Source organism: Amycolatopsis camponoti (assembly GCF_902497555.1).
Lineage (GTDB): Bacteria > Actinomycetota > Actinomycetes > Mycobacteriales > Pseudonocardiaceae > Amycolatopsis > Amycolatopsis camponoti.
This window is the reverse complement of the sequence record NZ_CABVGP010000003.1, coordinates 373422-398065: the sequence shown is the minus strand read 5'-3', so window position 1 is coordinate 398065 and position 24644 is coordinate 373422. Positions and strand designations below refer to the sequence as shown.

The 24644-nt window shown below is 71.6% G+C and carries 27 protein-coding genes and 1 tRNA gene; 16 read left to right on the top strand and 12 right to left on the bottom strand.

From position 1 onward, the window contains the following. Nucleotides 1-30: 30 nt before the first annotated feature. Nucleotides 31-657 carry a TIGR03085 family metal-binding protein gene (locus tag AA23TX_RS38180; RefSeq protein WP_155547855.1) on the top strand — a complete coding sequence of 209 codons (627 nt, stop codon included), beginning with the start codon at nucleotides 31-33 and terminating at the stop codon, nucleotides 655-657. 10 nt (nucleotides 658-667) lie between these two features. Beyond that, the gene (locus AA23TX_RS38175) at nucleotides 668-853 is read left to right on the top strand and encodes a tautomerase family protein (protein WP_086859558.1); all 186 of its coding nucleotides are present in this window, start codon (nucleotides 668-670) and stop codon (nucleotides 851-853) included. A 36-nt stretch (nucleotides 854-889) separates the two neighbouring features. Here the strand turns inward: AA23TX_RS38175 and AA23TX_RS38170 are convergent, their stop codons facing one another. Continuing rightward, the gene (locus tag AA23TX_RS38170) at nucleotides 890-2740 is read right to left on the bottom strand and encodes a prolyl oligopeptidase family serine peptidase (protein WP_155547854.1); all 1851 of its coding nucleotides are present in this window, start codon (nucleotides 2738-2740) and stop codon (nucleotides 890-892) included. Nucleotides 2741-2779: 39 nt separating this feature from the next. Between AA23TX_RS38170 and AA23TX_RS38165 the strand changes: the two genes are divergently transcribed. Then, nucleotides 2780-3544, top strand: coding sequence for a methyltransferase domain-containing protein (locus tag AA23TX_RS38165; RefSeq protein WP_155547853.1), 765 nt, complete (start codon nucleotides 2780-2782; stop codon nucleotides 3542-3544). Between the two features lie 126 nt (nucleotides 3545-3670). Here AA23TX_RS38165 and AA23TX_RS38160 read toward each other — a convergent pair. Beyond that, nucleotides 3671-3744: transfer RNA gene (locus AA23TX_RS38160), tRNA-Pro, on the bottom strand. A gap of 29 nt (nucleotides 3745-3773) precedes the next feature. Further along, entirely contained in the window at nucleotides 3774-4754 is a 981-nt protein-coding gene (locus AA23TX_RS38155) for a metallophosphoesterase (protein WP_196425766.1), read from the bottom strand. Between the two features lie 118 nt (nucleotides 4755-4872). On the opposite strand from AA23TX_RS38155, the gene AA23TX_RS38150 reads away from it, so the two are divergent. Beyond that, entirely contained in the window at nucleotides 4873-6606 is a 1734-nt protein-coding gene (locus AA23TX_RS38150) for a serine/threonine-protein kinase (RefSeq protein WP_155547852.1), read from the top strand. Between the two features lie 42 nt (nucleotides 6607-6648). After that, a complete protein-coding gene (locus AA23TX_RS38145) occupies nucleotides 6649-7149 on the top strand; it encodes a hypothetical protein (RefSeq protein WP_155547851.1) in 501 nt (166 codons plus the stop codon). Nucleotides 7150-7225: 76 nt separating this feature from the next. Here AA23TX_RS38145 and AA23TX_RS38140 read toward each other — a convergent pair whose 3' ends face one another. Further along, nucleotides 7226-9400 carry a transglycosylase domain-containing protein gene (locus AA23TX_RS38140; RefSeq protein ID WP_230863012.1) on the bottom strand — a complete coding sequence of 725 codons (2175 nt, stop codon included), beginning with the start codon at nucleotides 9398-9400 and terminating at the stop codon, nucleotides 7226-7228. 342 nt (nucleotides 9401-9742) lie between these two features. Between AA23TX_RS38140 and AA23TX_RS38135 the strand changes: the two genes are divergently transcribed. Further along, nucleotides 9743-10039 (top strand): WhiB family transcriptional regulator, encoded by a 297-nt coding sequence (locus AA23TX_RS38135; protein ID WP_155547850.1) that lies wholly within the window; start codon nucleotides 9743-9745, stop codon nucleotides 10037-10039. A 77-nt stretch (nucleotides 10040-10116) separates the two neighbouring features. Here the strand turns inward: AA23TX_RS38135 and bagB are convergent, their stop codons facing one another. The 3 genes from bagB to AA23TX_RS38120 are packed head-to-tail and all read right to left on the bottom strand — an operon-like array spanning nucleotide 10117 to nucleotide 12500. Then, nucleotides 10117-11226 (bottom strand): ATPase BagB, encoded by a 1110-nt coding sequence (gene bagB, locus AA23TX_RS38130; protein WP_155547849.1) that lies wholly within the window; start codon nucleotides 11224-11226, stop codon nucleotides 10117-10119. Next, on the bottom strand, nucleotides 11223-12230 hold the full coding sequence (bagA, locus tag AA23TX_RS38125) for an ATPase BagA (RefSeq protein ID WP_155547848.1): 1008 nt from the start codon (nucleotides 12228-12230) through the stop codon (nucleotides 11223-11225). Before bagA ends, bagB begins: the two co-directional genes overlap by 4 nt. Nucleotides 12231-12251: 21 nt before the next feature. After that, nucleotides 12252-12500 (bottom strand): hypothetical protein, encoded by a 249-nt coding sequence (locus tag AA23TX_RS38120; RefSeq protein ID WP_155547847.1) that lies wholly within the window; start codon nucleotides 12498-12500, stop codon nucleotides 12252-12254. Between the two features lie 105 nt (nucleotides 12501-12605). Between AA23TX_RS38120 and sp36 the strand changes: the two genes are divergently transcribed. The 7 genes from sp36 to AA23TX_RS38085 all read left to right on the top strand — a co-directional run bounded on the left by sp36 (nucleotide 12606) and on the right by AA23TX_RS38085 (nucleotide 16988). Beyond that, complete coding sequence (gene sp36, locus AA23TX_RS38115) at nucleotides 12606-12767, top strand: Sp36 family protein (RefSeq protein ID WP_086679227.1); 162 nt, start codon at nucleotides 12606-12608, stop codon at nucleotides 12765-12767. A 4-nt stretch (nucleotides 12768-12771) separates the two neighbouring features. Continuing rightward, complete coding sequence (locus AA23TX_RS38110) at nucleotides 12772-13227, top strand: RidA family protein (protein ID WP_086840822.1); 456 nt, start codon at nucleotides 12772-12774, stop codon at nucleotides 13225-13227. Then, the gene (locus AA23TX_RS38105) at nucleotides 13227-13853 is read left to right on the top strand and encodes a hypothetical protein (RefSeq protein WP_155547846.1); all 627 of its coding nucleotides are present in this window, start codon (nucleotides 13227-13229) and stop codon (nucleotides 13851-13853) included. The genes AA23TX_RS38110 and AA23TX_RS38105 overlap by 1 nt, the downstream gene beginning before the upstream one ends. A 36-nt stretch (nucleotides 13854-13889) precedes the next feature. Beyond that, complete coding sequence (locus tag AA23TX_RS38100) at nucleotides 13890-15041, top strand: hypothetical protein (RefSeq protein ID WP_155547845.1); 1152 nt, start codon at nucleotides 13890-13892, stop codon at nucleotides 15039-15041. 113 nt (nucleotides 15042-15154) lie between these two features. Continuing rightward, a complete protein-coding gene (locus AA23TX_RS38095; protein WP_155547844.1) occupies nucleotides 15155-15973 on the top strand; it encodes an NUDIX hydrolase in 819 nt (272 codons plus the stop codon). Beyond that, nucleotides 15970-16740, top strand: coding sequence for an MBL fold metallo-hydrolase (locus AA23TX_RS38090; RefSeq protein ID WP_155547843.1), 771 nt, complete (start codon nucleotides 15970-15972; stop codon nucleotides 16738-16740). The genes AA23TX_RS38095 and AA23TX_RS38090 overlap by 4 nt, the downstream gene beginning before the upstream one ends. Next, a complete protein-coding gene (locus AA23TX_RS38085; RefSeq protein ID WP_155547842.1) occupies nucleotides 16737-16988 on the top strand; it encodes a glutaredoxin family protein in 252 nt (83 codons plus the stop codon). Before AA23TX_RS38090 ends, AA23TX_RS38085 begins: the two co-directional genes overlap by 4 nt. On the opposite strand, the gene AA23TX_RS38080 is transcribed toward AA23TX_RS38085, so the two are convergent. The 5 genes from AA23TX_RS38080 to AA23TX_RS38055 form a co-directional block, all read right to left on the bottom strand. Then, on the bottom strand, nucleotides 16969-18150 hold the full coding sequence (locus AA23TX_RS38080) for a carboxylesterase family protein (RefSeq protein ID WP_155547841.1): 1182 nt from the start codon (nucleotides 18148-18150) through the stop codon (nucleotides 16969-16971). The genes AA23TX_RS38085 and AA23TX_RS38080 overlap by 20 nt on opposite strands. Before the next feature lie 207 nt (nucleotides 18151-18357). Further along, nucleotides 18358-19419, bottom strand: a complete 1062-nt coding sequence (locus tag AA23TX_RS38070; RefSeq protein ID WP_155547840.1) for a DNA polymerase III subunit beta — start codon at nucleotides 19417-19419, stop codon at nucleotides 18358-18360. A gap of 268 nt (nucleotides 19420-19687) precedes the next feature. Then, on the bottom strand, nucleotides 19688-20938 hold the full coding sequence (locus AA23TX_RS38065; protein WP_439328799.1) for an MFS transporter: 1251 nt from the start codon (nucleotides 20936-20938) through the stop codon (nucleotides 19688-19690). 426 nt (nucleotides 20939-21364) lie between these two features. Then, the gene (locus AA23TX_RS38060; protein WP_003081747.1) at nucleotides 21365-22039 is read right to left on the bottom strand and encodes a Crp/Fnr family transcriptional regulator; all 675 of its coding nucleotides are present in this window, start codon (nucleotides 22037-22039) and stop codon (nucleotides 21365-21367) included. A 149-nt stretch (nucleotides 22040-22188) separates the two neighbouring features. Continuing rightward, nucleotides 22189-22440, bottom strand: coding sequence for a hypothetical protein (locus tag AA23TX_RS38055; RefSeq protein WP_013230551.1), 252 nt, complete (start codon nucleotides 22438-22440; stop codon nucleotides 22189-22191). 227 nt (nucleotides 22441-22667) lie between these two features. Between AA23TX_RS38055 and nth the strand changes: the two genes are divergently transcribed. The 3 genes from nth to AA23TX_RS38040 are packed head-to-tail and all read left to right on the top strand — an operon-like array spanning nucleotide 22668 to nucleotide 24642. Beyond that, on the top strand, nucleotides 22668-23351 hold the full coding sequence (gene nth / locus AA23TX_RS38050) for an endonuclease III (protein WP_155547838.1): 684 nt from the start codon (nucleotides 22668-22670) through the stop codon (nucleotides 23349-23351). Further along, nucleotides 23348-23947: a TlpA family protein disulfide reductase gene (locus tag AA23TX_RS38045; protein ID WP_155547837.1), complete on the top strand. Its 600-nt coding sequence runs from the start codon at nucleotides 23348-23350 to the stop codon at nucleotides 23945-23947. Before nth ends, AA23TX_RS38045 begins: the two co-directional genes overlap by 4 nt. Beyond that, the gene (locus AA23TX_RS38040) at nucleotides 23944-24642 is read left to right on the top strand and encodes an NUDIX hydrolase (protein ID WP_155547836.1); all 699 of its coding nucleotides are present in this window, start codon (nucleotides 23944-23946) and stop codon (nucleotides 24640-24642) included. Before AA23TX_RS38045 ends, AA23TX_RS38040 begins: the two co-directional genes overlap by 4 nt. The last annotated feature ends 2 nt before the right edge of the window (nucleotides 24643-24644 follow it).

The following is a 24644-nucleotide window of genomic DNA, read 5'->3' as shown; positions in this document are numbered from 1 at the left end:
GGACGTCTACCGGCGGGTAACGTGGACCACATGGGTGTCGCTGCTGACGAACGCCAGGCGCTGAGCTCGCTCCTCGACGACCTCGGGCCGGACGCGCCCACCTTGTGCGAAGGCTGGACGACGCGGGATCTCGCCGCGCACCTCGTCGTGCGTGAGCACCGGCCCGACGCCGCGCCCGGGATCATGGTGCCCGCGCTCGCCGGGTACACGCAGAAAGTCCAGGATCGCTACGCCGCCAAGCCGTGGGCCGGCCTGGTCGAGCAGGTCCGGAAGGGCCCGTCGAAGTTCTGGCCCACCGCCATCGGCCCCCTCGACGAGCTGACCAACACCGCCGAGTTCCTCGTCCACCACGAGGACGTCCGGCGCGCGCAGCCGGGCTGGGAGCCGCGGCCCGCCGATGCCACCCGGGACGCCGCCGCCTGGAAGTCGGCGAAACAAGCCGCCAAGCTCAACCTGCGCAAGGCGCCGGTCGGCGTGACGCTCCGCACGAAAGACGGCCGGGAAGCCGCCGTCAAGACCGGGCCGGATCCCGTCACGGTCGTCGGCGAGCCCGTGGACCTGCTGCTGTTCGTCTTCGGCCGCGACGCCGTGCAGCTCGACTTCGAGGGCGACGCCGCCGCCGTCACCAAGCTGCAGTCGGTGAACCGGGGGCTCTAGGCTGCGCGTCATGCCGATGATCAGCGTTGCCATGTTCCCCGGCCGCACGCCCGCCCAGAAGAGCGCCTTGGTCCGGGAGCTGACCGACGCGTTCGTCCGCACCTGCGGCGGCAAGCCCGAGGGCGTCCAGGTGACGCTCGTCGAGATCGGCGCCGACCACTGGGCGACCGGCGGCGTCCTGCACTCCGAACGCTGACCCGCCGGGAGACCGTCCGGCCTCCCGGCGAGTGCGTCAGCGCAGGCCGAGGGCCCGCTGGGCGAAGTTGACCTCGATCGCCGTCTGCTTGATCGTCTCCGCGATCACGAGCGAGCCGTGGCCGGCGTCGTAGCGGTAGAACTCGTGGTGCAGGTCGCGGCCGCCGAGCCGGTCGAGGTAGTTCTCGATCTGGCGGATCGGGCAGCGCGGGTCATTGTCGCCGGCCAGCACGAGCACCGGCGCCCTGACGGCGTCGACGTACGTCAGCGGCGAGCACTCGGCGTACACCGCCGGCACGTCCTCCGGCGAACCGCCGAAGAGCGCGCGGTCGAACGAGCGCAGCTGCTCCATCTCGTCCTCGTACGCGGCGACGTAGTCCGCCACCGGCACCCCGGCGACGCCCGCCGCCCACCGCGCCGGCTGCGTGCCGAGCGCGAGCAGCGACAGGTAGCCGCCCCACGAGGCGCCGTTGACGACGCACTTCGCCGGATCACTGAGTCCACTTTGGACGGCCCAGTCGTGGACCGAGGCGACGTCCTCCAGCTCGGTCAGCCCGGGCCGGCCTTCGATGGCGTCGCGCCAGGCCGAGCCGTAGCCGGTCGAGCCGCGGTAGTTGACCTCGATCACGGCGAACCCGGCGTCGAGCCAGGTCGCCCGGTAAGCCGAGAAACGATCTTCGTCCGCCGCGTGCGGGCCGCCGTGCAGCGAAAACACCGTCGGCAGCGGGCCCTCCGGCGCGTTCGAAGGCCGCGAGACCAGCGCGTGGATCCGGCCGCCGACGCCTTCGACGAACGCGTCGGTCACCGGCTCCGACCCCGGCGCCCGGTCGCCCGGCGGCTCGAGCAGCACCGAGTCGGCGCCGTCGGCCGTCCGCGCCCGGACCGCGGCCGGCTCGGCGGCGCTGGACCACGAGTACTCGACCGTCCCGTCCGGACGGACCCCGGCGCCGCCGATCCGGCCGGCCGGAGTGTCCACAGAGGACAGTTCGGCCGTGTCGAGGTCGTAGCGGTACAACGAACTGCGACCTTCGTGGAAGTGGACGACGAGCAGGGCGCGCGCGTCCGGGTACCAGCCCGCGACGACCTCGCCGGGCAGGTCCAGCTCGATCTCGGTCTCGGTGTCCACCCGGACGTCCCAGACGAGCAGTTCCTCGCGGCCCCGGCGTTCGTGCAGGACCAGCAGGCGCTGGTCGCCGGGCAGCGGCGAGAACTCGAGCGCGGACAGGCCCTTGCCCTCGCCGTCCCACTTGTCGGCCACCACGGCGAACCCGTCGGTGGCGAGCACCCGCAGGGCGGGGTGGCGCGAGTCGCCGTGCTCGGAGTGGGAGATCGCGATCAGGCTCTCGTCGCGGGACATCGACGCGATGCCGGCGTCGTCCGCGTGGCTGTAGAAGCGGTGCGTCTCGCCGCCGATCCGGGCGAACAGCTCGCTGCCGTCGTCGGTCGAGACGCCGACCGCGATGATCCCGGCGCCGATCTCGAGGCCGGCCGGGTAGCCGTCGTGGACGTCCGGCACGGCCTTCTCGGGCTTGCTGCCCTCGGTCGCGGCGAACGGCTCGCGCACCCAGGAGCCGAACTCGTCGCCGTCGGTGTCGTCGAACCACCAGATCCACTGGCCGTCCGGGGACGGGGTCGAGTGCAGGGTGCCGTTCGGCCGGTCGGTGACGCGGCGGTGCTCGTCCGTCGCGCGGTTCCAGGCGTAGACCTCCCAGACACCGCTGGCGTTGGAGACGTAGACGTTGGCGTCGGGGGCGTCGCGGGCCCAATCGGGCGTGGAGATGCGGGCGGCGTGGAAGCGGGCGCGCCAGCGGGCTTCGGCTTCGGCGTCGTCGAACAGCCGGTCCGGGACCACCGCGGGCGGGAATTGCTTGGCTGACTGCGTGCTCACCCCTCGATCCTGCCACCTTCTGGCCGTACTGTGTGCGGGGTGCTGGAGGGTTACGCGCCGGGCTACGGGCGAGACGCGGTTTCGATGATGTCCGCGCGCACGGCGGCGGAGCGCGCGACGTTCGCCCAGCCGCTGTTCGGGCCGGGGACGTGGGTGGTCGACCTCGGCTGCGGCCCGGGCTCGATCACGCTCGGGCTGGCCGCGGAGTCCCGCGTCACCGGAGTCGACCTCGACGCCGGTCAGGTGGCGCTCGCCCGTGCCGCCGCGCGCCGGGCCGGGAGGTCCACAGTGGACTACGTGGTGGCGTCGGCGTACGACCTGCCCTTCGCTTCCGGGAGCGTGGACGTCGCGTTCTCGCACGCGCTGTTCGAGCACTTGGCCGCACCGCTGGACGCGCTGGCGGAATTGCACCGCGTGCTGAAGCCGGGCGGCAGGCTGGCTTTGTCCACTTCGGACTGGAGCAAGGCCCGCCTCCGGCCGAAGACGGCGAACGTCGACGCGGCCCTGCGCGGCCACTACCTCCTGCGCCGCCAGGCGGGCGGCAACCCGTTCGCGGGCCGTGTGATCGCGGACCAATGCGCGACGGCGGGGTTCACGGAGATCGTGTCGAGAGCCCGCTACCGCTCGGACATGAGCTACCGCGACCTGGCGAGATACGTGGAGAAGCGGCTCGAGGCGGCGATCGAGGAAGAGGGACGAGACCGGGACCAGCTGGCGAGCGCGGCCCGCTCGGCGTGGGTGTGGACCCGCGGTGGCGACGGCGACTTCAGCCAATGCTGGGTCGAGGTGACGGCGACGCGATAGCCGGGACGCGCGGGGGTCCGGGGGCGAAGCCGCCCGGCGGGGTTTGGGGTTCGACCCCAAAAAACACCGAGAGGGCCAGCATGGTTGGCGTTTTCCGCCAACACACCGGCCCTCTCGGCGCTCTCGTCGGGGTGGCGGGATTCGAACCCACGACCTCCTCGACCCGAACGAGGCACGCTACCAAGCTGCGCCACACCCCGAGGTACTGCTTAACGGGTCGTGGAGAAGTCTAGCGGACGGTGTCGCGGGCTTTCCGGGGGGCCGTCTTACGTGATTTGGGCGAGCCCGATCCGCGCGGGACCAGCGTCAACAGGCTCGCCTCGGGCGGGCAGGCGAAGCGCGCCGGCGCCCAGGGCGACGTGCCCAGGCCGGCCGAAACGTGCAGCCACATGTGCGCGCCCCAGCGCGAGGCGCCGCGGGCTCGGGTGCGATCCAGCTCACAGTTCGTGACCAGAGCGCCGTAACCCGGCAGCCGGAGCTGGCCGCCGTGGGTGTGGCCCGCCAGGACCAGGTCGTAACCGTCCGTGGCGAACGTGTCGAGCACTCGTGGCTCGGGCGAGTGCGTCACGCCGATGCGGACCGCCGCGCCGCTGTCGGCCGGGCCGGCGATGTCGGCGTAGCGGTCGCGGCGCAGGTGCGGGTCGTCGACGCCGGCCGCGAACACCGGCTGCCCGCCGACTTCGATCGTGCGGCGGACGTGCGTCAGGTCGGTCCAGCCGTGCTCGACGAACGCCGCGCGCAGGTCGCGCCACGGCAGCTGGACGCCGTGGATGCGCTTCTTCTTGCCCTGCGGCATCAGGTACCGGGCCGGGTTCTTGGGTTTCGGCGCGTAGTAGTCGTTGCTGCCGAAGACGAACACCCCGGGACGGTCGAGCAGCGGGCCCAGCGCGCGCAGCACGGACGGGACGGCCTGCCGGTGCGAGAGGTTGTCGCCGGTGTTGACGACGAGGTCGGGGTTCAGTTCGTCGAGCGCGGCGACCCAGCGCTGCTTGCTGCGGTGGCTCGGCAGCATGTGCAGGTCCGAGACGTGCAGGATGGTGAACGGCCGCGACCCCGGCGCCAGCACCGGCAGCTCGGCGGTGCGCAGGGTCCAGTGGCGCCGTTCGATGCCGACGGCGTAACCGAGGGTCGCGACGCCGAGCGCCACCGTCCCCGCGGCGAGGCGCTTCGCGGTCGCCCCCGACGTGCTTGTGTTACTGAGCGTGCTCACGGAGTCCAGGATACGTGCTCAACGGTTGGGTCAACTCGCCGCCGTTCCGGGGAACCTGACCTTTAGCATTTGCGTCGGCCCGTGTGATGGGTTTCCAACCGGGGGGTTGGGGAGAACGATGGAGCAGTTCGGGCCGTACCGGATCGAGGGCCTGCTCGGCCGAGGGGGCATGGGCGAGGTCCACCGCGCGTACGACACGGCGCACGACCGCGTCGTCGCGCTCAAGCTGTTGTCCGGGCCGAACGCGGGTGACGAGGCTTTCCGCGCGCGGTTCCGCCGCGAATCGCAGATCGTCGCGCGGCTGCGGGAGCCGCACGTGATCCCGATCCACGCGTACGGCGAAATCGACGGGCAGCTGTACCTCGACATGCGGCTCGTCGAGGGCAAGGACCTCAAGGAACTCCTGGAAGACGGCCCGCTCGAGCCCGCGCGGGCCGCCGGGATCGTCGAGCAGGTCGCGGGCGCGCTCGACGCCGCCCATGAGGACGGCCTGGTGCACCGGGACGTCAAGCCGTCCAACGTGCTGGTGACGAGCGCGGACTTCGTGTACCTCGTGGACTTCGGCATCGCGCGGTCGATGACCGCCGAGGGGACGTCGATCACCGGCACCGGCAACGTGATCGGCACGCTTGACTACATGGCGCCCGAACGCTTCGGCGACGCGCCGATCACCGGGCTCGTCGACGTCTACGCGCTCGCGTGCGTGTTCTTCGAGTGCCTCACCGGGCGGCGCCCGTTCGTCGCGGAAGGCGCGGCCGCGCAGATGGGCGCGCACTTGAACGCGCCGCCGCCGGTGCCGTCGCAGGAGCGGCCCGGGCTGCCGCCGGCGCTGGACGCGGTGGTGGCGCGCGGGATGGCGAAGTACCCCGCCGACCGGTACCCGACGGCCCGGGCCTTCGCCGACGCCGTCCGGACGGCCCTCGCCGCACCGGTGCCGCCGATGCCGACGTGGCAGAAGACCCTGCCGGGCCCGGTACCGCCGCCGGCTCGGCCCGCGCCGATGACCCCGCCGCGCGCCATGCCGATGCCGACCGCGCCCTACGGCGGGCCGCCGACCGGGACGTACGCGGGTCCGCCGACGGGACCGCGGAGTGCCCCGGTCCCGATCCCGGTCGCGCCGCAGCCGCCCCGGGCGGCGAAGTCGCAGCGGAATCGGTGGATCGCGCTGTGCGGCGTGCTCGCCGGGATCGTCGTGGTCGCGCTGGTGATCACGTACGTGGTGACGAAGGACAAGACGACGCAGACCGGCGGTCCGACGACGCCGGTGACCGTCGACCCGCCGACGTCGTCGACGCCGGGGACGACCTCGAAGACGTCGGCACCACCGTCCACTTCGGAAACGAAGCCGGCCCACGACGAGAAGCTGTACGCCGCGCTTCCCGCGGTCTACAAGCAGTTAACGTGCGAAGACGCGACCGTCCCGGCCGGAGCGGCCGCCGCCGTCGAATGCGGCGACTCGAACGTGGGGGACGTCAAGGCGGGCAACGTGGTGTTCCCCCAGCCGACGGGGGCGAAGTTCCTGCGGTTCGCCGACGCGGCGGCGATGGACAAGTGGTTCCAGGACATCGTGAAGAGCCAGGGCCTCACGCGCAACGACGCCCAGGGCGCGTGCCGCCCGCTGACGTTCCCGAAGATCTGGGGCAGGTACTACCGAGCCGAGACGCCCGCGCCGGTGCCCGGCGACTACTTGACGTGCTTCCTCGGCGACCCGGCCCAGCTGGCGTGGACGGACGCGAAGAAGCTGATGGGCGGGATCCTGCTGTCCACGAAGGTCACGAACACCGACCAGCTCGACCAGCTGTACTACTGGTGGAACATGGAGGTCCTGTCCGACATGCCAGGGGGGAACTGACCGTTGGGGTATTCCGGGTAAAAGGGAATGACCGTGCTGGTGATGACCGATGCGATGCGCGAACTGGCCGCGCGGGCGGAGCTGGACACCGTCACCGCGGCGGACCTCCCGCCCGGGGCCGGCCGAGTCCTGGCGGCGGGCTGGGTCCGGGAGCCCGACGGCGCGTGGGTCCTGGGAGCCCGGCGCCGGTCGTATTCGGGTGACCGCGCCGCGTTCGACGACCTGACCGGGTACGAAGCGGCGGTGAACGGCCGTGCCGTGCACGACCTGGACCTTCCGCGCGGGGAGGAGCGGGCGGCGCTGCTGCTTCGTCGTGGTTATGCGCTGAGCCGCGAGGTGCTGCACCTCGTCCGCGCCGTTCCGGACGCGCCGGCGGTGACGGCGCTCATCACGGTTTCGATGTCGCTGACCGAGGATCCCGAGTGGGTGGGCGACCAGACCTTCTGGGCGCGGCACGAGGGTGAACGACCGTACGTCGAGATCGACGACCGGGCCAGTCCGGAATTGCTGATGTCGATGGATTCGGCTTTCCTGCCGGCGTAACCGACCGGAACAAGCCGGAAGGGGCCGCGCCGGCGCGGCCCCTTCCGGCCGTTGCCGGCGCGGCCCCTTCCGGCCGTTACCGGGCGGCGCCGCCCATGTACTGCGGATCCGGTCCTGGCAACGGCAAAACCGGCTGACTGGCGTCCATGATGTTCTTCATCGCGCCGAACCAGGTGCGGGCCGGGGCCTTGCCACCGAAGATGTTCCCGCTGCCGCAGACCCGGACGTTGCCCGGTCCCGCGTCGCAGATACCGCCCTGGCCGCCACCGAACTTGAACGTCATCGCCGCGCCCGCCAGCTGCGGGGTACCGCCGACGAACGTCGCCGAGACGTTGCCCTGCGTCGTGCCCGTCTTGCCGATGATCGGCCGGTTCCAGCCGACCGCGCCCGCCGCGGTCGCCGACGTGCCGCCGGGCTGGTCGTCCTTGCTCATGCCGACCGCGAGGGTGTTGGCCAGGCCCTCGGGCACCGCCTGCTCGCACGGGGCTTCCTTGACCGGCACCGGCGCGCCGTTGCGGTCGGTCACCCCGGCGATCGGCGTCGGCGGGCACCAGACGCCGCCGGAGAGGATCGTCGCCGCGACGTTGCCCAGCTCCAGGCCGCTCAGCGGGGAGAAGCCCAGGGTGAACGCGCCGAAGCCCGGCCAGCTGCCCTTCGGGCCGTAGTACTCGGCCTGGCTCTGGCTCTTCTCCGGCTTGTCCGCCTTCGGGTCGACCGTGCCACCGCCGATGTTGCTCGCCATGGTGTCGCGCATGCCGAGCCGCTTGGCCATGTCGATGCCGGGTGCGGTGCTGCCGAGCCGGTCCTCGAGCTCGACGAACGCGGTGTTGGGCGAGGTCGCGAGCGCCGTCTGCAGGGTCGCGCCCTGGGCGATCCGGCTGTAGTCACCGGCGTTGCCCACGCAGTACCAGTTCGAGCGCAGGGGCGGCCCGGTCGGCGGGCAGCTCTTCGCGCCACCGGTGAACACGTGCGACGTATAGGAGTCGGGCACCAGCACCGGGGAGTAGATCCCCGCCACACCCTTCTCGAGCGCCGCGGCCGACGTGAAGATCTTGTACGTCGACCCCGCACCGCCGGTGTTGTAGACGCCGGTCGGCAGCGCATACGTCGTCTGGCCCTGGTCCTGGTTCTGGCCGTAGTCGCGGTTCGCGGCCAGCGCGACCACCTCGTGCCGCTCCTTGCCCGGCCTGATCAGCGACAGCGTGTTGGCGACGTACGGCTGGGTCTTCTTGACCTGCGCTTCGGCCGAGACCTTCGCCTCGTGGTTGGCGCGCTCGTCCAGCGTCGTCTTGATCGTGTAGCCGCCGGTGTAGAGCTGGTCCTTCGTCATGCCGGCCTTGATCAGGTAGTCCTCGACGTACTGGCAGAAGAACCCGGACTCCGGGCCGGCGCCGATGCAGTTGGCCGCGGGCTTGGCCGGGAAGTCCGGCACCACGCCCAGCGGCTCGCCCTTGAAGCGGTCCGCGTCGGCCTTGGCCAGCTTCTTGTTCTCCACCATCCGGTCGAGGACGAGGTTGCGGCGCGCGGTGGCCTTGTCGGCGTGCTTCCACGGGTCGTTGTTGATCGGGTTGTTCACCAGCCCGGCCAGCAACGCCGCCTGCGGCACCGTCAGCTTCTCCGGGGTGGTGTTGAAGTACGCGTGCGCGGCGGCCCCGATGCCGTAGATCTGCCGGGAGAACTCGACGATGTTCAGGTAGCCGGCGAGGATCTGCTGCTTGGACAGCTTGGTCTCGAGCTGGATCGCGATCCGCGCTTCCTTGAGCTTGCGGGCGACCGACTGCTCCTGCGCCTTCTTCTGGCCGATCGGGTCGTTCCGGTAGACGACGTTGATCAGGTAGTTCTTGGTGTACTGCTGGGTCAGCGTCGACGCGCCCTGCGTGTCCGCGCCCGTCGTGTTGCTGACGGCCGCGCGCAGCGTGCCCTGCCAGTCGACGCCGTGGTGCTCGTAGAACCGCTTGTCCTCGACCGAGACCAGGGCCCACTTCATGGCCTCGTTGATCTGGTCCGGGGTGATCGGCAGGCGGTACTGGTCGTACAGGGTCGCGATCGGCTTGCCGGTGCTGTCGGTGACCGTCGTGACCAGCGGCGGCGGGATGTCGGCGAGGTCCGAGGACGTCTTCTCCACCGTCTCGCTGGCCTGGTTGGACATGACACCGGCAGCCCCCACGATCGGGAAGAGCATGCCGGCGACGAGCACCCCCGCGAGCAGACAGAGGCCGATGAGCTTGAACAAACCATCCGCTTTTCGCACGAGGGCCAGGCTACCCGGAGTGAGTCAGACGCCGGTGACGCCGTGTCTCCGGAGGTGTGAAATCAGTGACAAAACCGACCCCCTTCGGTGACATCTGGTAACGGAAGGCATTCTAGGTCTCGACGGGGGGAACCGAGGGCCCCTACAGTCCGTCAACGTCTCACGAAGACAAGCCGTCGGATGGACCAACACGAGTGGGAGCTCGTCTGGTCGATGCGGCGGCACCGGCACCGGGGAGGTGCCCGGAACCGACGTGAGCAGAGGGAGACACGCTCGCGGGGGCAAGGAGCGCAGTGCCTTTCCCCGCTGGTGCGTCGATCACCAGGGTAGGGAGCTGGGGGTATGGAAACCAACCAGTCGAGCTGGCGAATGAACGCGTCCTGCCGGGACGCCGACCCGGACGGGTTGTTCGTCCGGGGCGCGGAGCAGAACCGGGCCAAGGCGGTCTGCATGGGCTGCCCGGTCCGGACGGAATGCCTCGCCGAAGCGCTCGACGGCCGGATCAACTTCGGCGTGTGGGGAGGCATGACCGAGCGGGAGCGGCGGGCGTTGCTGCGCCGCCGCCCCGACGTGGAGAGCTGGGCGGACCTGCTCGACGCGGCCAAGAGGGACGCGGAAGAGCGGGTCGAAGTCGGCTGAGCTTTCTGCCGCACCGGTCGTGAGTGAGAAACAGTGTTCTAACCCTGTTTCTCACTCACGACGGGTGGGCGGGCGGGTCAGCCGGCGAGCTTCACGCCGATGGCGCGCAGGCCTTCCAGGTCGTGCACGTCGCCGGCCAGCGCGGGCACCCGGGCCAGCGCCACCTCGGGGTGCGCCCGGGTGAACCGCGCCAGCAGCCTTTCCTCGCGCGCTGCCAGGTCGACGCGGTCCGCGTGCAGGCGCAGCACCGCTTCGGCCAGGGGCGCGCCCTGCAGGGAGTCCGCCGCCGTGCGCGCCTCGGAGCCGGACAGCTTCGCCAGCACCGGGTGCGTCCGGTTCGCGATCAGCCCGGCCAGCGGCATCGACTCCGACGACAGCCGCTCGACGAAGTAGGACGCCTCGCGCAGCGCGTCCGGCTCCGGGGCCGCCACCACCAGGAACGACGTCCCCGACGAGCGCAGCAGCTCCGCCGTCTTGCGGGCGCGCTCGCGGAAGCCGCCGAACATGCTGTCGAACGCCTGCATGAACGCCGACGCGTCGGTCAGCAGCTGGCCGCCGATGATCGTCGAGACCGCCTTCGCGAACATCGAGAAGCCCGCGTTGACGACCTTGCGCAGACCCCAGCCGCCGGCCTTCGCCGGGCCGGTCAGCAGCCGGATCATCCGGCCGTCCAAAGCGGACGACAGCCGCGTCGGCGCGTCCAGGAAGTCCAAAGCGGACCGGCTCGGCGGGGTGTCGACGATGATCAGGTCCCAGTCGCCGCTGGCCGCGAGCTGGCCAAGCTTCTCCATCGCCATGTACTCCTGCGTGCCGGAGAACGACGTGGAAATGGTCTGGTAGAAGGGGTTCTGCAGCAGCTGCTCGGCCCGCTCCGGGCCGGCGTGCACGCGCACCATGTCGTCGAAGGTGCGACGCATGTCCAGCATCATCGCCCACAGCTCGCCCTTGGGCTCGAACCCTTCGACCTTCACCTGCTTCGGGTGGTTGCCGAGCTCGCGCAGCCCGAGCGCCTGCGCCAGGCGCCGCGCGGGGTCGATCGTCAGCACGACGGTCTGGCGGCCGCGCTCGGCCGCGCGCAGGGCCAGCGCCGCGGCGGTGGTCGTCTTGCCGACGCCGCCGGAGCCGCAGCAGACGATCACGCGGCTCTCGGGAGCGTCGAGCAGCGCGTCGATGTCGATGGTGGTCACACCCGCACCCCCTGGTCGGTCAGGGCCTCGGCCAGGTCGTAGAGGGCCGCGACGTCGACGCCGTCGGTGAGGTCCGGCAGCTCGAGCGTCGGCAGGTCGGCTTCGGCGAGCTGCTCGCGCGCCCGCTGCTCGGCGGCGACCCGCACGGCGTGCTCGACGGTTTCCTCGACGAGCGCGTCCAGGGTGTCTTCCGGCAGCTTCAGCCCGGCCGACGCGAGCCCGGTGCGGACGCGGGAGGCGTCCACGCGCCCGTCCGCGGCGGCGGTCACCGAGCGCGCGGGCAGCCGCGGCGGTCTGACCCGGTTGACGAGCACCGCACCCGGGCGCAGGTCGGCGCCGTCCAGCTCGGCGACGGCTTCGACGGTCTCGCGGACCGGCATCTCCTCCAGCAGCGTGGCCAGGTGGATCACCGTCTCGCCGGAGTGCAGCAGCTTGACGACGCCGTCGGCCTGGCCGCGGATCGGGCCGGTCTTCGCGAGGTCGGTCAGGGCCTTGGTGACGTCGAGGAACTTGACGACCCGGCCGGTCGGCGGCGAGTCGACGACGACGGCGTCGTAGGTGTGCCGCCCGTCGGACTCGGTGCGCCCGACGCACTCCTTGATCTTCCCGGTGAGCAGGACGTCCCGCAGGCCCGGGGCGAGCGTGGTCGCGAACTCGATCGCGCCCATCCGCCGCAGCGTCCGGCCGGCGAAGCCCAGGTTGTAGAACATCTCGAAGTACTCGAGCAGCGCGGCTTCGACGTCGATGTGCAGCGCGCGCAGCTCGCCCCCGCCGGGGACGGCGGCGATGCGCTGCTCGGCGTAGGGCAGCGGCTCGGTGTCGAAGAGCTGGGCGATGCCCTGGCGGCCCTCGACCTCGATGAGCAGCACGCGCCGGCCTTCGCGGGCGAGCGCGAGCCCGAGCGCCGCGGCGAGCGTCGTCTTGCCGGTCCCGCCCTTGCCGGTGACGAAGTGCAGCCGGGCGCGGGCAAGCTCGTCGGTCCAGCCGGCATGGGAAGTGGTCACCACTTCACCCTAAATCAGCGCTCAGCTGGCCAGCAGCATGACGCTGACCGCAGCCGCGACCGCCGCGACGAGCACCCAGGCGACGAGCCCGGGCAGCACGGTGAGGATGAGCACACCGAGGACGACCAGCAGCGTGAAGGTGATCACCCCGCCGAGGACGACCTGGCCGGAGCTTTGCGTCCGGTCGCGCACTTTCGCCATCACGACGAGCACCAGGGGCAGCCCGGCCGCCGCGAGCAGGGCCGCCGCGATCACGCGCCACGTTTCCACGAGCCCACGCTAGCGGCGTGAGATGGAACACAGCACGGCGCGTCGCGCGCGGATTTCCGGCGGCGGCCCCCGGCGGTCTTGCCCGCTTGGCTACGCTCCCGGTTCATGAGCGCCACCAAGTGGGAGTACGCGACCGTCCCTCTGCTGATCCACGCGACGAAGCAGATCCTCGACCAGTGGGGCGAGGACGGCTGGGAACTGGTCACCGTGCTGCCGAACCCGACGGGCGAGCAGCACGTCGCGTACCTCAAGCGTCCGAAGGGCTGACCCCGTGAGCTGGAGCGAACGGCTGAAGGAGCTCGGCATCGAGCTGCCCGGCGTGGCCGCCCCGCTGGCCGCCTACGTGCCCGCCGTCCAGAGCGGGAAGCACGTCTACACCTCGGGCCAGCTGCCCTTCGTCGACGGCGTCCTCGCCGCGACCGGCAAGGTCGGCGCGGAGATCAGCCCCGAGGAGGCGAAGGGCCACGCCCGCACGTCGGCGCTCAACGCGCTCGCGGCCGTGCACGCGCTGGTCGGCATTGACAACGTCGCGCGGATCGTCAAGGTTGTCGGCTTCGTGGCTTCCGCGGAGGGCTTCACCGGCCAGCCCGCGGTCGTCAACGGCGCGTCCGAGCTCCTCGGCGAGGTCTTCGGCGACGCGGGCATCCACGCCCGCTCGGCCGTCGGCGTGGCGGAGCTGCCCATCGGCTCGCCGGTGGAGGTCGAACTGATCGTGGAGGTGCAGTGATGGATCCGGACATCGAGCAGTCCACTCACGAGCTGCTGCTCCGGCTGGCCGGGCGGCTGCCCGACCAGCTGCTGTGGCGGTTCCGGGACTGGCTCGGCGAGGGCGCCATGGGCACGCTCGCCCGGACGCTGCCGAGGTCTTTGCTTAAGCACAGGATTGACCTCGACCAGACGGAGTACCGCCTGCTCGTGGCCGGGCTCATCCCGCACGGCGCCGACTGGCACCAGGTCAGTTCGACGCTGGGGGTAGACGACGTCACCGAGAACCGGTACACATTCACGTCGAGTGCGCCCGAATGGGTTAACTCGGTCGACTCCGTGTCCGTGTTGATCCACGCAACGTTGCGAGGACGCCCGGACGTGGGGGAAGTGCGGCAAAGCTGGCGACACGTCGGTGTGGTCGGGCAGGGCACGGCCAAACGCGTGCTGCTGATCACCGCGCTGAACGGTCTGCCGAGGTTGACCGGCGAACTGCAGCGGGTGCTGCGCGTTCTGGGCGACGAAGAGCCCAGCGTCGAGGTCATTCCGCCGCGCTTCGACCTGCCGGGGTACCACCGGGCCGCGCTGGCCGACTCAGAGCTGGTCTGCGTGGGCGCGGTGACCGGGACCCGGCTAGTAGCCGCATAGCGCTCGCCCGCCAGCGAGCTGGGAGGGAGCAAGGCAATGGTGGAGGTCCACGACGGCCCGCCCATGGACGGGTTCTCGGTGCCCCTGCGCCTGCACAACCTGTTACTGGCCCTGGCGGGCCGGATCGACGACAGCGCGCTCACCGAGGCGCGTGAGCTGATCGCCCGTGCGCACATCGACGAGGCGGTCGAGCTGACCACCGGCACGCTCATCGCGGGCCGGATCCCGGTCAGCTCCGCCGAGCAGCGGGAGCTGGCGCTGGTGCTCGAGATGAGCCGGTCGGACGCCACGCTGGCGAACGACCTGCTGGTCGACGAGGCCGAGCCGGTCAGCACGCACCGGTTCAGCGGCGAGAACTCCCCGGAGTTCGGCATCGCCGAGGCGCTCGACCGGACCCTGCAGGTGCTGCCGGACGTCCGCTCGGTGCACGCGGTGTGGCGCAACACGCCGGCCGGCAGCGTGCCGGGCGCGCTGCCGCAGCGCGTGGTGCTCGTCGAGCTGGGGCCGGAGGGCAACCCGCCGGCCGTCGCGTTCCGGGTCGACACGGCGCTGCGCCGGGCCGGGATCCACTCCGTCGTCGAGGTCAGCGGCCCCGGCGTCGCGCACTCCGAGTACCACCAGGCCGCTTCGGCGGCCGCGTCGCCGGCCTGGGTGACCGGGAGCACGACGTCGACCGCGTCGGTCTACCGGCCCGAGCCGGTCAAGACGCCGGCGGCGGTGGCGCCGGAACCGGTCGCGGAGTCCTCGGGCAGCCGGCACAGCATGCGGTCGAGCGCCGCCACGACGACCTCGCCGGAGCCCGTCGCCCCGGTGGTGCCGATCGTGTCGCCGCCGCCCGTCCCGGAGCCGCCGCGCCAGTCGCGGTCGGAGCGGTCTTCCGAGCGGTCCGAGACGCGGGCCGAGCGCACCGCCGACCTGACCCCGGCCGAGGTCGCGCAGCTGCGGCAGGCGCTGGCCGAGGACCCGGAGAAGGGCCGCGAGATCGCCATCGGCAAGCCGTCGATGCACGAGGTCGTCGAGCTGCCGGCGCTGGACCTGGACGACCCGAGCCTGAGCGAGCGCGACCGGGCACTGCTGCGTGAGCTGCACGCCGAGCTGGCCGAGCGCGAGCGCGCCGAGGCGGCGAAGATGCGGCTCAACGGCGCTTCCCGCTCCGGCGGCGAGCAGCGCGGCTGGACCGCACCCTAGGTTCGTCTTCATTCGGCGAAGGCGGAGCTTTCAGGTGAAAGCTCCGCCTTCGCCGTGTCCGGCGTGCCACAACTGCGCGACGGACCGTCGGGGTCCGGCGGTATGTTGCCCGGGTGGAGCAGCCAACGGAGTTCGTCTTCGACATCCCGGTAGGGGCCGGCGTCGCGACGCGGGCCAACACGGACGGCCCCCCGGTGACGCCGAAGGACGCGGCCACCGTGATCCTGGTCCGGGACGGCGCCGACGGCGTCGAAGTCTTCCTGCAGCACCGGGTCAAGGGCATGCCGTTCGCGGGCGGGATGACCGTCTTCCCGGGCGGCGGGGTCGACAAGCGCGACGCCGACGCCTCGGTGGCGTGGGCCGGTCCGGAGCCGTCGTGGTGGGCATCGCGGTTCGGGTGCGACGACGCCCTGGCCCGGGCGTTGACCTGCGCGGCGGTGCGCGAGACGTTCGAGGAGTCCGGCGTGCTGCTCGCGGGCAGCGCGGACGAGGTGCTCACCGACGTCACGACGTACGCGGCCGCCCGCCAGGCCCTGGAGACGCGCGAAGTCTCGCTCGCCGCGTTCCTCGCCGACGCCGGGCTGACGCTGCGGGCCGACCTGCTGCGCCCGTGGGCGCACTGGATCACGCCCGAACAGGAGCCGCGCCGCTACGACACCCGGTTCTACGTCGCGAAGCTACCCGAAGGCCAGGAAGCGGACGGCGCGACGTCGGAGGCGTCGAGCTCCGGCTGGCAGCTTCCCGAGGACGCCATCGCGGACGCGCGGGAAGGCCGCCGGATGCTGATGCCGCCGACCTGGCTGACGCTGAGCGAGCTGGCGAAGTTCGCGACCGCCGACGACATCCTGAATGAGCAGCGCGAGATCGTCCGGATCGCGCCGACGCTGATCCGCGAGAACGGCCACGTCCGCGTCGTGCTGGAGCGGCGATGAGCGCCCCCGCGTACGGCGTGCTGCGCCAGGTGTCCGCGACGGCGTCGGTGCTGCTGGAGAACAACCCGTCGTCGATGACGCTCGAAGGCACCAACAGCTGGGTGCTGCGGGCGACGCCGTCGACCCCGGCGGTCGTCGTCGACCCCGGCTACCGCGACCTCGAGCACCTCGAGCTGCTGGCCGCGGTCGGCGAGGTCGAGCTGATCCTGCTGACGCACTTCCACCCGGACCACGCCGAGGGCGCGCCGTGGCTCGCCGAGCGCGTCGGCGCGCCGGTGCGGGCCTTCGACCCGTCGCTGTGCCTGTCCGCCGAGGCCTTCGCGGACGGAGAAGAGATCGCCGCCGGAGGGCTGTCGATCCGCGTCCTGCACACGCCCGGGCACACCGGCGACTCGGTGTCGCTCGTGCTCGACGGCCAGGTCCTGACCGGCGACACCGTCCTCGGCCGCGGCACCACCGTGCTGCACGACCTGGGTGACTACCTGCGCTCCCTGCGGAAGCTGATCGAGCTCCCGGCGGGCACGCTCGGCCTGCCGGGGCACGGTCCGGAGCTCTCCGATCTGGCCTCGACCGCCCGCGAGTACCTTGCCCACCGGGAACAGCGGCTCGGCCAGGTGCGTTCGGCTCTGAAGGTGCTCGGTGCGGACGCCACCCCGCGTCAGGTCGTCGAGGTCGTGTACGCCGACGTCGACCGGGCGCTGTGGGCGCCGGCCGAACTGAGCGTGCAGGCGCAGCTGGACTACTTGCGGTCGGAGGAACAGGGATGAGCAACGTCGAGGTCGAGTTCTACTGGCGGCCGGGCTGCGGGTTCTGTGCCGCGCTCGACCGGCCGATGTCGAAGAGCGGCTTCAACGTCCGGAAGATCAACATCTGGGAGGACCCGTCCGCGGCCGCGCGCGTGCGCGAGGTCGCGAACGGGAACGAGACGGTCCCGACCGTGATCGTCGGGTCGACCGCCATGGTCAACCCCTCCTTCGCCGAGGTCGAGGCCGCGGTCAAGGCCGCATCGGCCTGATCGCCTCCCATGTCGGGCTGGGCCGCTTTCCGTGCAGGAAGGCGGCCCAGACTTCGCGAAGGCCGGGTTCGGTTTCGAGGCCCTTCGGCGCGCCTTCGAGCATCGGCGCGTCCCAGACGTCGTGGGTGCCGAAGAGGAACGGGAGGTCGATGCAGTGGCAGGCCCTGAAGGGGTTTCCCGGCGCTGCCCAGTCGAAGCGGTAGACGAAGGCGTCGAGCTTCTCGGCCAGCTTGTCGCTGACGAAGACGCTGTTCGCGGCATCGACGGTTTCTTGGGGCGCGTCGGGGACGAAGGCGCGTAGCTCGTCTTTCGTCCAGCTGATGAGCGCCGGGCCTTCGGGTGCCGCTTCGATGAGGTCCTTCGCGACGAGGTCGTCGTCGGCGACGAGCTGGAACGGCGGTTCGAGAGAGCCGGGCTTCGCGGTCTTGGCCGCCACCCTGAGCTGGGCTTCGAGGAGTCGCGCCGTCGGCGCCGTGCGGATGTCTTCGCCGAGTTCTTGTTGTAGCAGCAGCGCGTTTTGCTCGGCTTCGTCCCGTATGGACGGTCGCATGCCGACGGGTGCGCTCTGCAGGGCGATCCGCTTGACGAGGCCCCGGGCACGCGGTGCCGACCAGAGGGCGAGCGTCGAATGCGCGCCGGCCGACTGCCCGCCGAGGGTGACGTCGGCGGGATTGCCACCGAACGCGGCGATGGTGTCGCGGACCCATTCGAGGGCGGCGAGCTGGTCGGCGAGGCCGAGGTTGGGCGGGACCCCTGGTGCGCTCAGGAAGCCGAGGGCGCCGAGGCGGTAGTTGAGCGTCACGACGACGACGTCGGCCTCGCGCGCCAGGCGCGTGCCGGTGTACCAGACCTGACCGCCGCAACCGCTGGAGAACCCGCCGCCGTGGATCCACACCAGCACGGGGCGGCTCCCGGCGGTCGACGGCGTGAAGACGTTGAGCGACAGGCAGTCCTCGCTCTGCGGCAGGGGCATCGGCCCGAGGGCATGCTCCAGCCGCGACGGCGGTTGCGGCGCCGCGGGACCGGGTTCCAGCGCGTCCCGGACGCCGGTCCACGGCTTCGGCTTTACCGGGCTTTCCAGTCGTTTCGCTGTGGCGTAAGGGATTCCGTAGAAGGTGCCTTCAGTGCCGCGCACCCGGCCGGTCGTGGTTTCGACGATCATCATGCCTCCTCGAAGTACACAGAAGCCGGTCCGGTGGGTCGTGGCCGGGACGTGCTCCTCGACCAGCTTCCGCGCTTCGCCAGATCGGCAAAGGCCTTGGCCACCGACGATCGATTTGGCGGACGACCTGGGCGGGTTGGCGGGAGTCCAGCAGGTGGAGACAGCACCGATGATCCGGACGTCGAAATGCTTCGGCACCGTCGTGCCTTAGCGGGCCAGCATCGGCATCAGGTAGTACGTCAGCTCCACCTCCCCAGGCTCCGCGGCCCGCAGGATGCACGCCCGCATCCCCGGCTGGATCGACAGCACCACGCGCTCGCCGGCGAACGCCTGCAGCGCGTCCAGCAGGTACCTCGCCTGGAACGACGGGGACGTCCGGCCGCCGCCGACGTCCGCCTTCAGCGTCTCCTCCGCCTCGCCCGTGTCCTGGCGGGCGCTCGCCAGGCGGACCTGCGCGTCGCCGACCTCCAGGGTCAGGACGCGGCGGTCCTCGGCGTACACCCCGACGCGGCGGACCGCGGCCGCCAGTGCGTCCGCGTCCAGGGTCACCGTGGTGTCGACCGCGGCCGACGGGATCGAGTCCTCGGACAGGAACCCCGCGTCGAGGACCGCGGTGCCGACCAGGCCGCCTTGCCAGCTCAGGCCGAACCGGCCCGGGCCCGCGTGCAGGCCGACGACGCCCTTCGCCTGGCGAGCGGCCTCGGTCAGCAGGGTGGCCGGGACCAGAACGTCGAGCGAGCCCGGCGTGCGCAGCGGCAGGCGGGCCACCGCCATCCGGTAGCGGTCGGACGCCGTCAGCGTGAGGTGGTCGGCCGCCTGCACGCGGACGCCGGTGAACAACGGCAGCGGGTCGTCCTTCGACGCCGTGCCCGCGACGATCCGCAGCGCCGACGCGAACGCTCCTCCGTCCACTTCGGACACTTGCGGCGGTTCGGGAGCCGGCCGGTCGGCCTCGGTGGACAGGAGGGGGAGCGCGAACCGGGCGTTGTCGAGCCGCAGCGCCAGGCGGCTGCCTTCGACGACCAGGCGCACCAGGTCGGTGTCGAGCATCTTCAGCGTCTCGGCGAGGGGCGCCGCCGGGACGGCGACCGCGCCATCGGTGTGGGTGGTGGCCGGGCAGTCGAACCGGACGGCGAGATCCGAATCGCTCCCGGCAACGGTCAGCCCGGCCGCACCCGCCCGCAACCGCAGCCCGACGCGGCCGGGCAGCAGCCGCGAAGCAGCAGAAACGGCCGCCGACAGGCGGTGGGCAGGCGCGGTGACGTCCATGCCCCGCAAGCTAGCGGCGAGCACCGACAAAAACGGCGTGAGAGCCCGCTGACCAGGGAAGATGCGCACAACGCGAGCGCGTCCAGACGGCGGCAGGCCGCCGGCGGGACCGAGGCGGAGCGGGTCGGCCCGCCGCCGGCGGGGGCTGCTCGGCGGGATGGGCCGACCAGGAGAGGCCCCTCGATCGGCCGACGTTGCGCCCATGGTCGAGCTACCGGCGGGTGCCGACTAACGGAGGCCCGCCAACCAGCAACGGTCGCGGATCGACCTACCGGCCGGCCCCGACCAGCTCCGCGACCGCCGAAGCCTGCCGAGGCGCCCGGACCGTCCCCCGCAGCAGCCACACCACCACCGCGAGCACCAACCCGGCCACGCTCGCCGCCAGGAACGCTGCCGACGGCCCGGCGTGCTCCACGATGTGGCCGCTCACCGACTGGCCCGCGGCCAGCCCCAGCGTCACCGCCGTGAGCACCCAGCCGAACGCCTCCGCCGCGGTCCCCGACGGCGCCACCAGCTCGATCGCCGACGAGTGCGCCGTCGACTGGGGCGTGATCAACGCGCCGGCCAGCAGCATCATCAGCGCCAGGCCCCACAGCGACGAGGGCCACGCGAGCAGCGCCACCAGCGCCCCGAACGCGCCGAGCAGGGCCGGCAACCGCAGGCCCATCCGGCGGGGCCACGGGCGCAGGCTGTACGCCACGCCGAAAGCCACCGAGCTCAGGGACCACGCCGAAAGCAGCAGCCCGCCGAACGACGGAGAGCCCGCCTCGGTCGCCGACGCCGGGACCGCGACCTCGACGAACCCGATCACCATGCCGAAGCCGAGCGCGGCCAGCGCCAGGGTCCGCATGCCCGGGCTCGCCAGCGCGCCCAGCAGCGAGCCGGACGAACTCGGCGAAGCCCGCCACGCCCGCACCGCCGGGCTCAGCGCGAACAGCACCGCGCCGGTGAACTGCAGCGCGACGCCCAGCACCAGGCCGGTCCCCGCCCACGGCGCCAGTACCAGCAGCCCGGCCAGGCCGGGACCGAGGATGAAGAACACCTCCATGCTGATCGCCTCGTACGAGAACGCCGCGTTGCGCGGGCCGCCCGGAGGGAGCAACCGGGCCCACAGCGCGCGGGACGCCGATCCGACCATCGGCTCCGACAGCCCGGTGACCGCGCCCAGCGCGACCATCACCGCGGTCGGCGCGTGCGACTCGATCGAGGTCACCAGCGCCGTCATCGACAGCGCCAGGGTGACCGCCACGACGAGCAGCGGCCGCGTCGGGCCGAACCGGTCGATCAGCCTGCCCTGGATCACCGCGCCCACCGAGACGCCGACGAGGGAGCCGGCCGAGACCAGCCCGGCGGCGGCGAAGGACCCGGTCTCGCGCTGGACGTAGAGCAGCGCGGAGATGCCGATCATGGCGATCGGCAGGCGGGCGAGCACGGACGCGATGGCAGGCCACCGGGCGGCGCGGGTCGTCAGCGCGCTGCGGTAGTCGGCCAGAGACGTACGACCTTCAGAGTGGGACACGCGTACCAGTATGCCGCAGAGTGGTACGTCGGTACCAGTTATTTGACGGTCAGGTGCGTCACCGGAGACCGGAGCCGATCACGTGAGGTCTCGATCGGGTAACACTCGGGATATTCTCCGTGGACTCGTGCAACAAAACCGCCGGCACGGCGTCCTTGAGAGTGAATGGCCTTGAATTCGTGGGTATGGGCCGTGATGGTTGAACAACAGCACAGAACCCAGCTCCCTCCGGCATATGGGTCGGGGCCTGGCCCGGAGGGCGGGGAGCGCGGATCGTCGGGGGATGGTCCGCGCGACAAACGAAGAGCCGGTGCGCCACGTCGGGGGTGGCGCCCGGCTCTTTGTTTTTGATCAGACACTGTTGTCACACGGCGTGAAGAAGGCCCCTCGCTCGGAAGAGTGAGGGGCCTTCGACGTGAGAAGAACTCAGCGGGCCCGGCGGGCGAGCCGCTCCGGGTCCAGGATCAGCACGCTCTTGCCCTCGAGCCGCAGCCAGCCGCGGTGGGCGAAGTCGGCGAGCGCCTTGTTGACGGTCTCGCGCGACGCGCCGACGTACTGGGCGATCTCTTCCTGCGTCAGGTCGTGCGTGACCCGCAGCAGGCCCGCCTCCTGGCTGCCGAACCGCTGGGCGAGCTGCAGCAGCGCCCGCGCCACGCGACCGGGGACGTCGGTGAAGATCAGCTCCGCGACCATGTTGTTCGTCCGGCGCAGGCGGCGCGCGACCACGCGCAGCAGCTGCTCGGCGATCTCCGGGCGGGTCGAGATCCACTGCCGCAGGGCCGGGCGGTCCATGGTGACCGCGCGGACCTCGGTGACCGTGGTCGCGCTCGACGTCCGGGGGCCGGGGTCGAAGATGGACAGCTCGCCGAACATGTCGGACGGGCCGAAGATGCCCAGCAGGTTCTCGCGGCCGTCCGGCGACTTGCGGCCGATCTTCACCTTGCCGGACTGGATGATGTACAGCTTGTCGCCGGGTTCACCCTCGTTGAAGATGACATGGCCGCGGGGGAACTCCACGGATTCCAAGGTCTGGGCCAGCGCCTCCGCCGCTGCCGGCTCCACACCCTGGAAAATGCCCGCACGGGCCAGGGTTTCGTCCACCTCGGGTGCCTCCTCGTCGAGAAACGTTCACGCCCTCCCTTGGCTGGAAGAGCGTGACGCCGATCACTTGCGCGTCAGTCTAGGGCGTACTCGCGAGATCGCCTGTCGGACGCGCGCGCCCGCCAGATGATCTCGTTCGAACGTGGAGCCTAACTCCGCACGCGTCGCGCGCGAAGCCTGGCTGCCCGTCCGCCCAGCCTACGCAGCCGGAACAGCTCCAGCGCGCGGCCGATGCCGTGCCCGTAGAGCGCCCTGACTTCGTTGGGCTGCGCTTGCTCGAGGAACTCTTCGACCTCGTTCTCCTGCACCGCGACGTGCTTGAGCCTGCTTTCCACGCGCTCCATGAAGAGCGCGAAGAACATGATCACCAGGGGGACCAGGATGACGAACCAGACAGTCATGACCGGACCCCAAAAGTTTCAGTGGGAAGCATCTACTCCAGATCCTCGCTCATGGCGGCCGGGAAACTGCGCCGAGGTGGTGCTCTGGCGTGTCGGTCGTCCACCGGTGCACTGACCGGCTCGTCCGACGGCGCCCGTAGGCTATCGGGGTGCCACCTGCCACCACGAACGCCCCCCAAGAGGGCGCTGGTGAAAGCCGGTTAGCTCTGGTGAGACGCGCCAGGCGGATGAAGCGTTGCCTCGACGACGTGTATCCCGACGCCCACTGCGAGCTCGACTTCACCACTCCACTGGAACTGCTGGTCGCGGTCGTGCTGTCCGCGCAGACCACCGACGTCCGGGTGAACCTGGTCACGCCCGCGCTGTTCAAGCGCTACCGGACCGCCGCCGACTACGCGGGCGCCGACCGCACCGAACTGGAGGAATACCTCCGGAGCACCGGCTTCTACCGGGCCAAGGCGAACTCCGTGATGGGGCTCGGCGCGGCGCTGGTCGAGCGCTTCGACGGCGAGGTCCCGGCGAAGCTCGACGACCTCGTCACGCTGCCCGGCGTCGGCCGCAAGACTGCCAACGTCGTGCTCGGGAACGCCTTCGACGTCCCGGGCATCACCGTCGACACCCACTTCGGCCGGCTGGTCCGGCGCTGGGGCTGGACGGCGGAGGAGGACCCGGTCAAGGTCGAGCACGCGGTCGGCGAGCTGATCCCCCGCAAGGAGTGGACGATGCTCTCGCACCGGGTGATCTTCCACGGCCGGCGCGTCTGCCACGCCAAGAAGCCCGCCTGCGGCGCGTGCCCGCTGGCCAAGGACTGCCCGTCGTACGGCACCGGCCCGATCGGGTTCGAGGAAGCCGCCAAGCTGGTCAAGGGCGTCGAAAAGGACCACATCCTGGCCATGGCGGCGCCCCGGTGACGACCGTCACCAAATGGGCGCTGGCCGCCGCCGTGCTGGCGGTGGCGCTCATCGTCGCGCTGCTGCCCCGCGGGGGTGACGACAGCGCCGCGAAGCCGTCCGCGAGTCTGGCTCCGGCCCGGTCCGCGGCGGCGCTCCAGCCGTGTCCCGCGGCCGGGCCCGCGCGGCCGGTCGAGCAACTCGACGGCGTCAAGGCGGACTGCCTCGGCGACGGCGCGAGCGTCGACGTCGGCAAGGCCCTCGCCGGTGCTCCGGTGCTGGTCAACGTGTGGGCGTCGTGGTGCGAGCCGTGCCGGACCGAGCTGCCCGTGCTCCAGGAGTACGCGAAGCAGCCGGGTGCCGTGCGCGTGCTCGGCGTCCAGGTCCAGAGCCCGGCGGAGGACGGCTTGAACCTGCTGGCCAAGCTGGGCGTGCACCTACCGTCGGTGTTCGACGGCGACGGTCCGGGCGGGCCCGTCCGGACCGCGCTGAAAGTGCCTTCGTCGCTCCCGGCGTCCTACCTGGTCACCGCCGCGGGCGAGGTGCGGTTCATCGCGAATCCACGCACCTTCGGGAACACTGACCAGGTGCGCGCGGCAGTCGAGGGGGCATCGTGATCGGACCACTGGTCGAGCCGGAGTCCGTGCCCGAGTGGCTCCGCCCGCTGGTCAAGGTCAGCGCCGACGTCGACGCGAAGACGTTCACCCGGTTCACCCCACCCGAAGACGCCTACACGCGCCCCGCCGCGGTGCTCATCCTCTTCGGCGAGCGCGAAGCCGACGGCGAACCCGACGTCCTGCTGCAGCGCCGGGCCGACACGCTGGGCTCGCACGCCGGGCAGGTCGCGTTCCCCGGCGGCGGCGCCGAGGACGGCGACGACGGCCCGGTCGGCACCGCCCTGCGCGAGGCCGAAGAAGAGACCGGTGTCGTCCCGTCCGGCGTCCGGCCGGTCGCGGTGCTGCCGGAGCTGTTCGTCCCGGTGTCCGGCTTCGCCGTGACGCCGGTGCTGGCGCACTGGGCCGAGCCGTCGCCGGTGCACGCGGTCGACCCTGGCGAGACGGCGTCCGTCGCCCGCGTCGCCATCGCGGACCTGGTCGACCCGGCCAACCGGTTCACGATCAAGAAGGCCGGCATGCCGTGGAAGGGCCCGGCCTTCGAGGTCGGCGGCCTGTTCGTCTGGGGCTTCACCGCCGGGTTGCTGTCCGTCCTCCTCGGCCTGGGAGGCTGGGAGCGCGAATGGGACTCGGACGACGTCCGGGACCTCGACGAGGCGCTGGCGGCCTTCCAGGCGCGCCTGACAAGCGGGGAGTGACG

What these genes read in the sequence shown, in the direction of transcription:
- nth (WP_155547838.1), top strand. Translation starts at nt 22,668, where the DNA reads ATGAAGCGTTGCCTCGACGACGTGTATCCCGACGCCCACTGCGAGCTC.
- AA23TX_RS38145 (WP_155547851.1), top strand. Translation starts at nt 6,649, where the DNA reads ATGACCGATGCGATGCGCGAACTGGCCGCGCGGGCGGAGCTGGACACC.
- AA23TX_RS38090 (WP_155547843.1), top strand. Translation starts at nt 15,970, where the DNA reads ATGAGCGCCCCCGCGTACGGCGTGCTGCGCCAGGTGTCCGCGACGGCG.
- AA23TX_RS38135 (WP_155547850.1), top strand. Translation starts at nt 9,743, where the DNA reads ATGGAAACCAACCAGTCGAGCTGGCGAATGAACGCGTCCTGCCGGGAC.
- AA23TX_RS38180 (WP_155547855.1), top strand. Translation starts at nt 31, where the DNA reads ATGGGTGTCGCTGCTGACGAACGCCAGGCGCTGAGCTCGCTCCTCGAC.
- AA23TX_RS38150 (WP_155547852.1), top strand. Translation starts at nt 4,873, where the DNA reads ATGGAGCAGTTCGGGCCGTACCGGATCGAGGGCCTGCTCGGCCGAGGG.
- AA23TX_RS38100 (WP_155547845.1), top strand. Translation starts at nt 13,890, where the DNA reads ATGGTGGAGGTCCACGACGGCCCGCCCATGGACGGGTTCTCGGTGCCC.
- AA23TX_RS38070 (WP_155547840.1), bottom strand. Translation starts at nt 19,419, where the DNA reads ATGGACGTCACCGCGCCTGCCCACCGCCTGTCGGCGGCCGTTTCTGCT.
- AA23TX_RS38055 (WP_013230551.1), bottom strand. Translation starts at nt 22,440, where the DNA reads ATGACTGTCTGGTTCGTCATCCTGGTCCCCCTGGTGATCATGTTCTTC.
- AA23TX_RS38105 (WP_155547846.1), top strand. Translation starts at nt 13,227, where the DNA reads ATGGATCCGGACATCGAGCAGTCCACTCACGAGCTGCTGCTCCGGCTG.
- AA23TX_RS38085 (WP_155547842.1), top strand. Translation starts at nt 16,737, where the DNA reads ATGAGCAACGTCGAGGTCGAGTTCTACTGGCGGCCGGGCTGCGGGTTC.
- AA23TX_RS38080 (WP_155547841.1), bottom strand. Translation starts at nt 18,150, where the DNA reads ATGATCGTCGAAACCACGACCGGCCGGGTGCGCGGCACTGAAGGCACC.
- AA23TX_RS38175 (WP_086859558.1), top strand. Translation starts at nt 668, where the DNA reads ATGCCGATGATCAGCGTTGCCATGTTCCCCGGCCGCACGCCCGCCCAG.
- sp36 (WP_086679227.1), top strand. Translation starts at nt 12,606, where the DNA reads ATGAGCGCCACCAAGTGGGAGTACGCGACCGTCCCTCTGCTGATCCAC.